Below are 11,619 nucleotides of genomic sequence, written 5' to 3' on the forward strand. Positions count from 1 at the left end.
ACTTTATGGACAGGACTTTATCCTGTTCTTTAATCGGTCGTCCCTTCGGGACTTAGAATTGCCATTTTTCTTTAAGTACACGTATCCTGTTAATATCTTTAATTCCCGGCCCGGTTTCAAATTTTGAATTGATATCTGCGGCAAAAGGTTTCTGGTTCAGTGTTTCCATATTTTTAATATTCTCTTCCGAAATGCCGCCGCTTAAAAAATAGGGAATTGGGATCTTAATTTCATTCAATAGAGTCCAGTCGAACGTTTTCCCCGTTCCTCCGAAAGCTTTTGAATCCGTGTCAAAAAGAAAATAGTCAACATCATTCAGGAGATTATTAATACGCTGTTGTATACGGCTTTCATTTTCCGCATTCCGGTTTCCCATCCTGATAACTTTGATGATTCCGGTTCCCGGATGTAATTTTTTTCTCAGTTCAGCAATGAAAGTTTCATCTTCATCGCCGTGAAGCTGGATAAAATGAAGGCCCGCCTTTTCTGCTATTTCAATTACCGTATTTATATTTTCATTGACAAAAACACCTACTTTTCCGTGATGCTGAACCGCTGAGATTTCACTCAGGCTCAAATGATTCAAAACATACCTCGGCGATTTTTCATAGAAAATAAATCCCAGAAAATCTGTCTCCATGGAAATCAATTCATGAATCTGATGAAGTTGTGTCAAACCACAGACTTTGAGTTTTAATTGCTGGTTTTCATTCATTGTTAAACAGGTAAATTCTTATATTGATATCTTGGAAACAAATTCGGCAAATTTTTCTCCCGGATTTTCATTCTTCATAAAATATTCACCCATCAGGAAGCCGTCAAATCCCTGTTCTTTCAGGTAATTAAAATCCTCCACACTGTAAATTCCACTTTCTGCAATGGATAAAACATTTTCCGGTAACTGATTTTTGAGGTTGACAGAATGCTGTAAATCAACTTTAAAATCTTTTAAATTTCGGTTGTTGATCCCGGCTAAATCAATATCCGGATTAAGATGTTCCAGTTCTTCTTCCGTATGGATTTCCAGCAAAACTTCCATGCCCAGTTCATGTGCCAGACCTGTAAAATCTTTTACCTGAGAAAGAGAAAGACAGGCGGCGATCAGTAAAATAACATCGGCTCCGATGCTTTTGGCTTCATACAGCTGGTATTCATCAATCATAAAATCCTTTCGCAGGATCGGGATTCCAATATGTTTTCTTACGCTGATGATGTCATCCGAAGCTCCTCCGAAAAAATCACGGTCCGTTAAAATCGAAATTCCACCGGCTCCTGATTTTTCATACGCTGAAACAACTTCCAACGGAGAAATTATATCATTGATTATCCCTTTTGAAGGTGATTTTCTTTTGAACTCCGCAATGATTCCGCTTCCGGTGATGATATTTTTTTTCAGAGAAACGCTTTTCCGTCCGAACAGCTCAGCATCTTTCAGCTGCTGAACGGAAACCATTGATTTTGAAACTGAAACTTCTTCTTTTTTTCGCTGTATGATGGTATCGAGTATATTCATTGTGTATTTTTAATGGGATTATGACAATTAATGGAACGTTATTTCAGCAGCAGTTCCAGGCTTTTCAACGCATTTCTTCCATATAAGCTGTCCTTTGCCATAGCCACGCAATTGCTGTAACTCCCGAATTTACCGGTATGAGAAAGTGCAACTGCTGCATTGGCCAGTACCACGGAATTCTGCTGTTCCGTACCTTTTCCGAGCAGGATATTTTTGAAAATGGCTGCTGTCTCATGGGTTGTTTTACCGCCCTGTATGCTTTCCTGTGTCACGGAAACAAATCCTAAGTCTTCTGCCGAATACATCTCTTCACCGTTTTTGGTAATGATCTTGCTGTCCTGTGTAAGGCTGATCTCATCATAGCCATCCATGCCGTGAACCAGGGTGAAATGGCGTTCTTCTTTTTGCAGAAGGTACTGGTACAGCCGGGCAATTTCCAGATTATACACCCCGATCATTGAAAACTGCGGCTTTGCAGGATTGACAAGCGGGCCGAGCAAGTTGAAAAATGTCCTCAGGCCTAAAGATTTTCTCAGGGCACCGACGGATTGCAGCGCAGGGTGAAAATAAGGCGCATGCAGGAAGCAGATGCTGGCTTTTTCCAGGTCTTCCTGAAGCCGGTCTGAACTGTTTTTAAATTCATAGCCCAGTTCTTCCAGGACGTTTGAGGATCCCGTAACCGTTGAAGCCCCGTAATTGCCGTGTTTGGTGACTTTCTGCCCGGCTCCTGCCACCACAAAGCTGGCTAAGGTAGAAATATTGATCGTATTTTTTCCGTCACCACCCGTTCCTACGATATCAATGGCATCAGTGGCATCAATATGCACGGGAACAGCCATTTTAAGAAGGGCTTCCCGGAACCCTTCAAGCTCCTTTAGCGTGATATTCCGCATCAGGAAAATACTGATGAATGCGGCAACCTCGGTATCATTGAATTTATTTTGGGCAATTTCAATCATAATTGCCTTGGCCTCAGACTTTGACAGGGTATGATGATTAAATAAGTATTGCAGGATGTCTTTCATATCTAAAGGTTTATAGGTTCAATGGTACAGCTTACCAGATGATGATCAGAAATTTTCCGGTCAATCGGGATCATGTGCTGTGTTACCGTTTTATCTTTTAAAAAGTTGTTGTTCATAACAATATGGATGACGCTGTTCTCATTTTTTTCTGTCAGGATCTCCAGATTGTGGTGAGTGAAAAATGTTTTTGTTTCATCAATTATTTTTTTACCCGGATATTTCCATCCTGAAAATGAAATATTAAAATCGCCGGAATAACAAATATTTCCTTTCATGTTTTTTATTTCTTCTTTCTGGCAGTGCAGATCATGGGTAAAATAGGAATCTCTGCCCCCGAAACTTCCTATGATACTCAGATACATGGTGAGCGGACCAAAATCTGTAGCAATTTTTCCGCAGATACTGGTATACGGATCATAGGTAGTGTACTGTTCTTCAATAGCATACTTGCTGAAAAAACTTACCCGTTTTCTTTTTCCTCATAAATTTGATTTTCATGAAGAGCGGGCAGTGTTTCAGAGTGTAGTTCATGGTATGCTTTCCCGAAGTCAAGGCAGCGGCTGGTTTCCGTAAGGACGATAAGATCAGGTTCATAATATTCAATGATGTTTTTAATAAAAGAAATCTTTGAATGCTGATTCACTTTTGGCCTTGCAATATTCCAGCTGATGATTTTCATGATAAATGATATTGATTAATTCAGCAGGAAATTTTCAATGATCACAGCGCCCTGCGGAGTCAAAATACTTTCCGGATGAAACTGAACGCCGTGCACATCATAAGTTTTATGCTGTAAAGCCATGATCATCCCGTCTTTATCCACGGCTGTCACTTCAAGTTCTTCCGGAAAACCGACCGGATTTACTACCCAGCTGTGATAGCGTCCCACTTCAAGTCCGGTTGACAGGTTCCTGAAAATTTTAGTGTCTTCTTTTACCAGTTCGGCAGGCGTGGCTACTCCGTGAAAAATTTCTGAAAGATTGATCAGGCTTCCGCCAAAGGCTTCTGCGATGGCCTGCTGACCCAGGCAAACCCCCAGGATACTTTTTTCAGGCGCGTATTTTTTAATGACGTCCAGTAAAATTCCTGCTTCTTCAGGAATCCCGGGGCCCGGTGAAAGAACAATTTTATCATATCTTCCGATATCTTCCAGGCTGATTTCATCATTTTTCACGACATCAACCTTAATTTCCAGAACCCGTTCAATAATCTGGACCAGGTTATAGGTAAAACTGTCGTAATTATCAAAGACCAGTACGTTCATCTGTTTTATATTGCTGTTCATTTTTTCTGTTTTTTAATAATTTTCAACCAGCTTTTCTGCTTTTTCCACGGCTCTTTTCAGGGCATTCAGTTTATTGTTTACTTCCTGCAGTTCGCTTTCAGGATCTGATTTTGCAACCAGGCCGGCGCCGGCCTGATAATACAGGGTGTTGTTTTTACTCAGGAAAGTCCGGATCATGATGGCCTGGTTGCAGCTGCCGTTCAGCCCGATCATCCCAATGCAGCCGCCGTAATACCCGCGGGAATCTTTTTCATATTGATTGATTAACTGGAGTGCCCTATGCTTAGGTGCCCCGCTTAATGTTCCCTGCGGGAAAGTAGTGGCTACCATTTCGAACGGTTTTGTATTTTCCGGTAAATCGGCAGTAACTTCGCTCACCATATGGATAACATGGGAAAAGAGCTGGATTTCCTTAAGTTTGGTAACGGTTACATTCTTTCCCATTTTTCCCAGGTCATTTCTGGCCAGGTCTACCAGCATCGTATGTTCTGCATTTTCTTTCGGATCATTTTTAAGGGATTCGATGGATTCAAGATCGGTGTCAAAGTCTCCGGTCCGTTTAAAGGTTCCTGCAATAGGGTGGATAACCGCTTTGTTATCTTTAATAATTAACTGGCTTTCAGGGCTGGATCCGAACAGTTTATAGTTGCCGTAATCAAAGAAGAAAAGGTAGGGAGAGGGGTTGATATTCCGTAAAGCGCGGTACACGTTAAACTCGTCACCGGTAAATTTCTGCTGGAACCTCCTGCTTAGCACCAGCTGGAAAACATCGCCCCTCATGCAGTGTTTCTGTGCCGTTTGTACCAGTCCGATATATTCTTCATCCGTAAGATTGGAAGTCTCTGTTCCGTTTTTTTCGAAAGGATAAATAACGGCATTCTGGTTTTTCATAAGGCTTTCCAGTAAATACCGTTCGGATTTCACACCTTCAATTTGGTTTTCAATAAGATGCATCTCATCATTGTAGTGATTGATGGCAATAACGTACTGATACAGCCTGTAGCGGAGAATAGGGATTTCAACTTCCCGGCTCTGAGGCTTAAAGGTAAGTTTCTCAAAAAACTGTACGGCTTCAAAACTGGTATATCCGAAAAGGCTCTGCGCGGTTTCTTCTATGGAATCATGGGTCTTTTCGCATTCAAAACTGTTGGAGAACTGTTCAAAAACGTCTGCAATGGTTTGGCTGCCGATCTGTTGTTTTACAGGTTCCTGCTGGGGAAATTTTATCTCATATTCAGCGAGGTTTTTTATTTCAATCCCGGCAATTGCATTAATGGCAATAAATGAAAAATTATTGTCCATATTTTTGGCATCCGAGCTTTCCAGAAGAATTGTGTCCCTGAACCGGTCCCGCATCTGCAGGTAAATACTCATCGGAGTCTGCAGGTCACCGAGTGTTTTTTTTGAGACGGTTTTAATTTTAATTTTTTTACTGAACATCACAGGTATTTTTTAATGGTATAAATAAAAAAGACTTCAACGGGATCCGTCAAAGTCTTTTATTATATTGCTTTATTATTTTCTTGTGTAAGATGAATTAACAGCACGACAATAGCTTCAGACCCGACGAGGAGTTTGAAAGCCACCACCAAATATTATTGCTGTTAGTAAACATAGGACAAATATAAATAAAATTTCAATACAAAAAACAAAAACGCGAAAATAAAATTCCGGCCTTTTATCTGTTCACCTATGACTGCTGTTACAGGTAAATATCTTTTAAAATACACCGGAGTCATCATCTTTAACGTTTATTTTTTATATTTTTGCTTAATAATTTTATAGAGAAAAAAATGAAAAAAGTATTAGCAATCGCATTTATCGGAGGTTTACTGGCGGTAAGCTGCTCAAAAAAAACTGAAAATAATTTACAGGACAGCAACACCATGCTGCCTGAACCGGATGCCCCTACTGTAGTGGATTCCAATGCAACCACCCGTGAAACTCCTGAGGCTGACGTAAATGCTGCCATGTCGGTTCCTCCTAACGAGGCTAAAGCAGATACCCTAACAAAATAATGAAAAAACTGTTTTTGGCAGGAAGCCTGGCGCTGCTTGTTTTCTCCTGTTCTAAAAAAGACAATACGCCGGCTGAAGGTACACCGTCTGAAACGGCAGGAATGGCGGAATCCGCAAGTAAAAGCCTTTCTGGGGATCAGATCATTGAGACCCTGGACTGTTCCGGCTGCCATTCTGTTAATGAGAAAATGGTGGGGCCTTCTTACCAGGAAATCGCAGACAAGTATTCTGATCAGGATACCGAAATGCTGGCTTCCAAGATTATTGAGGGCGGAAGCGGAGTCTGGGGAAATGTCCCGATGGCTGCCCATCCGCAGGTTTCAAAAGAAGATGCTAAAAAAATGGTGGGATATATTTTGTCTTTGAAGAAAAAATAAATATGCCTGCCGAAAAATCCAGTCTGCACACAAGAAACCTGCATCGCGATCCCTATGATTTTGATCGGCTTATTTCTTGTGTGCCAGAGCTGAAACCGTATGTTTTCATTAATTCCTATCAGACGGCAACCATCAATTTCAGCCTTCCGAAAGCTGTAAAATTACTTAACAAAGCATTACTGCTGTCTTTTTACCAGGTTCAGGATTGGGATATCCCGGAGGCTAATCTTTGTCCGCCCATTCCCGGCCGGGCAGATTATGTACACTATATTGCAGATTTACTCGCCGGGAATCAGCAAGGGATCCCTCAAGGAACGGCTGTAAAAGGTCTGGATATCGGGGTAGGAGCCAATCTTATCTATCCTTTAATTGCCTACAGGTCGTACGGCTGGAATATGACCGGAACTGACAGTAACAAAGATTCGTTGGAAAATGCCAGGAAGATCCTGGATCACAATCCTGATTTCATACCTGCAGTCACATTAAAATACCAGCCCGAACCCAAACATATCTTTACACATATTATCGGTACTGAAGACCGGTTTGCATTTTCCATGTGCAATCCTCCTTTTCATGATTCTGAAGAAGCCGCTTTAAAGGGAAACCTCAGAAAAACAAAGAACCTTAATAAAAAACACATCCGCAAACCTTTGCTTAATTTCGGGGGGCAGGCCTCTGAACTGTGGTGTGAAGGCGGCGAATTGGCTTTTATTACAACCATGATCAATGAAAGTGTTTTATATTCTTCACAGATGCTCTGGTTTACCTGTCTGGTCTCAAAAAAAGACAACTTATTTAAGCTGACTTCACTTTTAAAAAAGCACAAAGCTGTAGAATTTAAAATTATAGATATGGCCCAGGGCCAGAAAATAAGCAGGATACTGGCCTGGACTTTTATTTCCCCAAGCCATCGTAAAGACTGGTTCCTCTAACTGCAGTTAAATCATTCCGCTTTAATTTTATATGAAATAAATTATATTTCTGGGAAAAGGCATTGACCATCAATTCAAAAATCGTTAATTTTGCACGTTATTTTAAATAAATACAATGCAATTATCAGAACAGGAAATAATCCGGAGAGAAAAGCTGAACAAGCTTGTTGAAATGGGGATCAATGCATTCCCGGCAGAGGAATATGTAATTACAGATACTACAGAATCTATAAAACAGGATTTCGCTGAAAGTAAACAGGTGAAGATTGCAGGGAGACTGATGTCCAGAAGGATTCAGGGCAAAGCTTCTTTTGCTGAGTTACAGGATTCTACGGGCAAAATCCAGGTGTATTTTAACAGGGATGAGATCTGCACGGGAGATGACAAGACTTTATATAATGAAGTATACAAGCATCTTCTGGATATCGGTGATATCATTGGTGTAGAAGGGGAACTGTTTACTACGCAGGTAGGGGAAAAAACGGTTCTGGTAAAAAACTTTACCCTTTTAACCAAATCTCTGCGTCCGCTTCCGCAGGCAAAAACAGATGATAACGGCGTAGTGCATGATGCATTCAACGATCCGGAATTAAGATACAGACAGCGTTATGTAGATTTAACGGTGAACCCTCATGTGAAAGAGGTTTTCGTGAAAAGGACAAAACTGTTCAATGCGATGAGGACGTTCTTCAATGATGCAGGATACTTTGAAGTGGAAACTCCGATCTTACAGTCGATTCCCGGCGGTGCAGCGGCTAGGCCGTTTATTACGCACCATAATGCCCTGGACATCCCTTTATATTTAAGGATTGCCAATGAATTATATTTAAAGAGACTGATTGTTGGAGGTTTTGACGGAGTATATGAATTCTCAAAAAACTTCAGAAATGAAGGGATGGACAGAACTCACAACCCGGAATTTACCGCTATGGAAATCTATGTAGCCTATAAAGATTACAACTGGATGATGGACTTCACGGAGAAGCTGTTGGAATTCTGTGCCGTTCAGGTAAACGGAACCACAAAAGCTACTTTTGGTGAATATGAGGTTGATTTCAAAGCACCGTACGAAAGAATTTCCATGACGGATGCGATCCTGAAGTTCACAGGTTTCGATATTACAGGAAAAACCGAGCAGGAATTATTTGATTTTGCAAAATCCATCGAGATTGACGTGAACGGAACAATGGGCAAAGGAAAACTGATTGATGAAATCTTCGGCGAAAAATGTGAAGGAAACTTTATCCAGCCGACTTTCATTACGGATTATCCGATTGAGATGTCGCCTTTAACCAAAAAACACAGAACCAAGGAAGGGCTTACGGAGCGTTTTGAACTGATGGTCTGCGGTAAAGAAATTGCCAATGCCTATTCTGAGCTTAATGACCCGATTGATCAGAGGGAACGTTTTGAAGAGCAGCTGAAACTAGCCGAGAAAGGAGATGATGAAGCAGGACAGTTTATTGACGAGGATTTCCTGAGAGCACTGGAATACGGAATGCCGCCAACATCAGGATTAGGAATCGGAATGGACAGGCTGATCATGTTCTTAACGAATAACGCATCCATCCAGGAAGTACTGTTCTTCCCTCAGATGAAACCTGAGAAAACAGTTCCGCAGATTGAACTGGGCGAGGATGAAAAAGTAATCCTTGAAATCCTGAATTCTCAGGAAGAGCCGTTTTCATTGGCCGAGGTGAAAGAAAGAAGCCAGTTATCCGGTAAAAAGTGGGATAAAGCTTCTAAAACTTTAACGAAGAATAACCTGGTAAAAGTGGAGAAGATAGATGAAAATGTATTGATGAAATTGGTTTAATACATAATCATAGATAACAAAAAAATCCTCTGCAGTTCATTCTGCAGAGGATTTTTATTTACTAAACAGGTTTAATTTTTACTTAATCGGTGTTTCAGGTTTCGCTGTTTCCTTTAACTGTCTCCGCTGCTTGCTGAAAGAAAACATCAGATAAAATAAAAACGGCAGAATGAAGACGGAACCTAATATCAGGGCCCATCCCAATGCTGAAATTGTTTTCGGAGCGGCAATATGTTCCAGTAAAGAGAGGTGCTGCCCGTTGGAAAACAGGATGATGTTGGGATTATGCTGATAGGTAGCTGCAACCAGGATCATGATCACCTGAAATCCGGCCAGAGCCCGTACGGGAAGCAGTTTCCGGATGTGCATTGCTCTGAGGATCAACCCTAAAGAAATGGTGGCGAAAAAAGTGGCCATGATTCCCAGAGGCTTGGAAAAAACCCACATCACCAGAGGAATGTCAGAAATATAAGCCGTGAAAAAAACCAGAATCCCGGTAATGACTACAAAAATCATGGTTTGTTTTGATTTTTTAATCATCAGGCTCAATTCCATACGGTCTATGGTTTCCCTTAATGCAAATATTGAGGCAAGATAAGCGCAGATAGAGGCGGTAAATAATCCTACGGCAACCCCAAACCAGTTCAGCCAGCTGAAAATATACAGGTCTAAAAAATTGTCAGCATTCGGGTTGATAGACCTTGAAATGGTTGCTGCTGCAATCAGTCCTAAAAAGAAAGGTGTCAGCAGGCTTGAAAAATAGAAAATCTGGGTGTAAACAGACTGCCACTCGTCCTTTACCGCATCATAATGCCTGAATGTGAATGCCGTTCCCCTGGCAATAATCCCGATAAGCATCAGAACCAAAGGGATATGAAGATAGGTGGAAAGGGTAGTGTATACTTCCGGAAAACCCACAAAAAGAATAACAATCGCGATAATCAGCCACATATGATTGGCTTCCCAGACCGGAGCAATAGATTCATACATGATGGTCTGTGTTTTGGGACGGTTTTTATCTTTAGTGAAAAGCTCCACGATTCCGGCTCCGAAATCGGCCCCGCCCAAAATAACATACAAGCAGATAGACAGCCAGAGAAAACCTATAACAACGTAAATCATGATTTTTTGTTTTTAGCATTAGGATTAAACTGAGGGTCATTAGGATCATACAATCTCGGAACCATTTTGATCTGCCTTGTTAAAAGGAAAGCAATTACTAAAGACAATGAGAAGAAAACGGCCGTGAAAAAATAGAAAGAATACTGTATTCCCGGCATTGGCGTTACTGCGTCAACAGTTCTCATAATTCCATAGATAATCCAGGGCTGCCTGCCGACTTCTGTTACGGTCCAGCCTGCTTCCAGGGCGATATACCCGAAAGGCATGGCAATTAAAAATGTTTTCAGCAGCCATCTTCTGTCCAGCCATTCCTTTTTGAAGAACAGGGAGTACAGATAAATCGTTCCGATGATAATCATCACCACACCGAAGAAAATCATGGTCTGGAACGCATAGTGTACCACAGCAACAGGCGGCCATTCATCGCGGGGGAAATCATTCAGGCCCTTTACTTCATGGTTGAAATCATTGGAGACCAAAAAGCTCAGTACCTTCGGAATCTTTATGGCGTATTTCACTTCACCCTTTTCCTCATCAGGAATCCCGCCGATAATAAAAGCGGCTCCTTTTTCTGTTTCAAAATGCGCTTCCATGGCAGCCAGTTTAATGGGCTGCCTTTCCGCTACCGATTTTGCGGCAGTGTCTCCGGTTAAAGGCGCTCCGAAAGCTCCGATCAATGCAAAACCTGCTGCAATCCTGAATGCTTTGGTGTGGAATTCAACATTTTTCTTTTTCAGTATCAAATAGGCATGGACGCCTGCAACAGCAAATCCTGTAGCACAAAAAGCGGCAACGGTCATGTGGAGGGCCTGCGAAAACCAGGCATCATTAAACATGGCTTTTATCGGGTCTATATTTAAATACTGTCCGTTAACATAATCAAACCCTGCAGGGGAATTCATCCATGCATTGGCGGCAACCACCAGGATCCCCGAAGCCAGCCCGCTCACGCCCACCAGGAATCCGCAGAACCAGTGGAACCATTTATTGAAGCGGTCCCAGCCATACAGGAAAAACCCGATGGCAATGGCTTCAATAAAAAAAGCCGTTCCTTCCAGGGAAAAAGGCATCCCGAAAATGGGGCCTGCATGTTTCATAAAGCTGGGCCAGAGCAGCCCCAGCTCAAAGGAAAGCATGGTTCCGGATACCGCACCTGTGGCAAAAAGGATCGCTACTCCTTTGCTCCAGGCTTTGGTAAGCCCTTTATACACTTCATTTTTTGTTTTTAAATATTTCCAGTGTGCAAAGGCCATCAGGAAAGGCATCACCATACCGACACATGAGAAAATGATATGAAAACCGAGCGACATGGCCATCTGCGCGCGGGCTGCAAGAAAATCATCCATACTATCAACTTTTAAGCAAATAAATGTAAGCATAAATTAAAGATATCCCGTATGATTTACAACAGTACCCGTTTAGAGAATAGGTTTTAACTTTGTTTTCTTTCCCAATAAATCACTTCTGATTTCTATGCAGAAGCCTTGTTTTTTTGACATATTTTAACTTTCATATCCCGAAAAAAATCACG

13 protein-coding genes are annotated in these 11,619 nt (G+C 41.6%); 4 read left to right on the forward strand and 9 right to left on the reverse strand.

Going from position 1 to position 11,619, the window contains the following annotated elements:
* Positions 1-52: 52 nt before the first annotated feature.
* From ASE55_RS15525 to ASE55_RS15555, 7 genes are all read right to left on the reverse strand, one after another.
* Positions 53-715: a phosphoribosylanthranilate isomerase gene (locus ASE55_RS15525; RefSeq protein WP_056221642.1), complete on the reverse strand. Its 663-nt coding sequence runs from the start codon at positions 713-715 to the stop codon at positions 53-55.
* 18 nt (positions 716-733) lie between these two features.
* Complete coding sequence (gene trpC, locus ASE55_RS15530; RefSeq protein WP_056221645.1) at positions 734-1,513, reverse strand: indole-3-glycerol phosphate synthase TrpC; 780 nt, start codon at positions 1,511-1,513, stop codon at positions 734-736.
* 38 nt (positions 1,514-1,551) lie between these two features.
* Positions 1,552-2,538, reverse strand: coding sequence for an anthranilate phosphoribosyltransferase (gene trpD, locus ASE55_RS15535; protein WP_056221648.1), 987 nt, complete (start codon positions 2,536-2,538; stop codon positions 1,552-1,554).
* A gap of 2 nt (positions 2,539-2,540) precedes the next feature.
* Positions 2,541-2,900, reverse strand: a complete 360-nt coding sequence (locus ASE55_RS15540; RefSeq protein ID WP_056221650.1) for a hypothetical protein — start codon at positions 2,898-2,900, stop codon at positions 2,541-2,543.
* Between the two features lie 98 nt (positions 2,901-2,998).
* Entirely contained in the window at positions 2,999-3,217 is a 219-nt protein-coding gene (locus ASE55_RS15545) for a hypothetical protein (protein WP_056221653.1), read from the reverse strand.
* Between the two features lie 15 nt (positions 3,218-3,232).
* Positions 3,233-3,802, reverse strand: a complete 570-nt coding sequence (locus ASE55_RS15550; protein ID WP_056221784.1) for an anthranilate synthase component II — start codon at positions 3,800-3,802, stop codon at positions 3,233-3,235.
* A 33-nt stretch (positions 3,803-3,835) separates the two neighbouring features.
* A complete protein-coding gene (locus tag ASE55_RS15555; protein WP_056221656.1) occupies positions 3,836-5,263 on the reverse strand; it encodes an anthranilate synthase component I family protein in 1,428 nt (475 codons plus the stop codon).
* Positions 5,264-5,616: 353 nt separating this feature from the next.
* On the opposite strand from ASE55_RS15555, the gene ASE55_RS15560 reads away from it, so the two are divergent.
* The 4 genes from ASE55_RS15560 (at position 5,617) to lysS (ending at position 8,966) form a co-directional block, all read left to right on the forward strand.
* Positions 5,617-5,841: a hypothetical protein gene (locus ASE55_RS15560; protein ID WP_056221658.1), complete on the forward strand. Its 225-nt coding sequence runs from the start codon at positions 5,617-5,619 to the stop codon at positions 5,839-5,841.
* Positions 5,841-6,218, forward strand: a complete 378-nt coding sequence (locus tag ASE55_RS15565) for a c-type cytochrome (RefSeq protein ID WP_056221661.1) — start codon at positions 5,841-5,843, stop codon at positions 6,216-6,218. Before ASE55_RS15560 ends, ASE55_RS15565 begins: the two co-directional genes overlap by 1 nt.
* A gap of 2 nt (positions 6,219-6,220) precedes the next feature.
* Positions 6,221-7,150: a 23S rRNA (adenine(1618)-N(6))-methyltransferase RlmF gene (gene rlmF, locus ASE55_RS15570; protein ID WP_056221664.1), complete on the forward strand. Its 930-nt coding sequence runs from the start codon at positions 6,221-6,223 to the stop codon at positions 7,148-7,150.
* Between the two features lie 115 nt (positions 7,151-7,265).
* Positions 7,266-8,966: a lysine--tRNA ligase gene (gene lysS / locus ASE55_RS15575; RefSeq protein WP_056221667.1), complete on the forward strand. Its 1,701-nt coding sequence runs from the start codon at positions 7,266-7,268 to the stop codon at positions 8,964-8,966.
* Positions 8,967-9,044: 78 nt separating this feature from the next.
* Here the strand turns inward: lysS and ASE55_RS15580 are convergent, their stop codons facing one another.
* Both ASE55_RS15580 and ASE55_RS15585 read right to left on the reverse strand, forming a co-directional pair.
* On the reverse strand, positions 9,045-10,088 hold the full coding sequence (locus ASE55_RS15580) for a cytochrome d ubiquinol oxidase subunit II (protein ID WP_056221669.1): 1,044 nt from the start codon (positions 10,086-10,088) through the stop codon (positions 9,045-9,047).
* The gene (locus tag ASE55_RS15585; protein WP_056221672.1) at positions 10,085-11,434 is read right to left on the reverse strand and encodes a cytochrome ubiquinol oxidase subunit I; all 1,350 of its coding nucleotides are present in this window, start codon (positions 11,432-11,434) and stop codon (positions 10,085-10,087) included. The genes ASE55_RS15580 and ASE55_RS15585 overlap by 4 nt, the downstream gene beginning before the upstream one ends.
* Between the last annotated feature and the right edge of the window lie 185 nt (positions 11,435-11,619).

The organism is Chryseobacterium sp. Leaf201 (assembly GCF_001421435.1).
GTDB lineage: Bacteria > Bacteroidota > Bacteroidia > Flavobacteriales > Weeksellaceae > Chryseobacterium.

Excerpts from the sequence above, each read along its gene's own strand:
- ASE55_RS15525 (WP_056221642.1), bottom strand. The coding sequence starts at position 715 with ATGAATGAAAACCAGCAATTAAAACTCAAAGTCTGTGGTTTGACACAA.
- trpC (WP_056221645.1), bottom strand. The coding sequence starts at position 1,513 with ATGAATATACTCGATACCATCATACAGCGAAAAAAAGAAGAAGTTTCA.
- trpD (WP_056221648.1), bottom strand. The coding sequence starts at position 2,538 with ATGAAAGACATCCTGCAATACTTATTTAATCATCATACCCTGTCAAAG.
- ASE55_RS15540 (WP_056221650.1), bottom strand. The coding sequence starts at position 2,900 with ATGTATCTGAGTATCATAGGAAGTTTCGGGGGCAGAGATTCCTATTTT.
- ASE55_RS15545 (WP_056221653.1), bottom strand. The coding sequence starts at position 3,217 with ATGAAAATCATCAGCTGGAATATTGCAAGGCCAAAAGTGAATCAGCAT.
- ASE55_RS15550 (WP_056221784.1), bottom strand. The coding sequence starts at position 3,802 with ATGAACGTACTGGTCTTTGATAATTACGACAGTTTTACCTATAACCTG.
- ASE55_RS15555 (WP_056221656.1), bottom strand. The coding sequence starts at position 5,263 with ATGTTCAGTAAAAAAATTAAAATTAAAACCGTCTCAAAAAAAACACTC.
- ASE55_RS15560 (WP_056221658.1), top strand. The coding sequence starts at position 5,617 with ATGAAAAAAGTATTAGCAATCGCATTTATCGGAGGTTTACTGGCGGTA.
- ASE55_RS15565 (WP_056221661.1), top strand. The coding sequence starts at position 5,841 with ATGAAAAAACTGTTTTTGGCAGGAAGCCTGGCGCTGCTTGTTTTCTCC.
- rlmF (WP_056221664.1), top strand. The coding sequence starts at position 6,221 with ATGCCTGCCGAAAAATCCAGTCTGCACACAAGAAACCTGCATCGCGAT.
- lysS (WP_056221667.1), top strand. The coding sequence starts at position 7,266 with ATGCAATTATCAGAACAGGAAATAATCCGGAGAGAAAAGCTGAACAAG.
- ASE55_RS15580 (WP_056221669.1), bottom strand. The coding sequence starts at position 10,088 with ATGATTTACGTTGTTATAGGTTTTCTCTGGCTGTCTATCTGCTTGTAT.
- ASE55_RS15585 (WP_056221672.1), bottom strand. The coding sequence starts at position 11,434 with ATGGATGATTTTCTTGCAGCCCGCGCGCAGATGGCCATGTCGCTCGGT.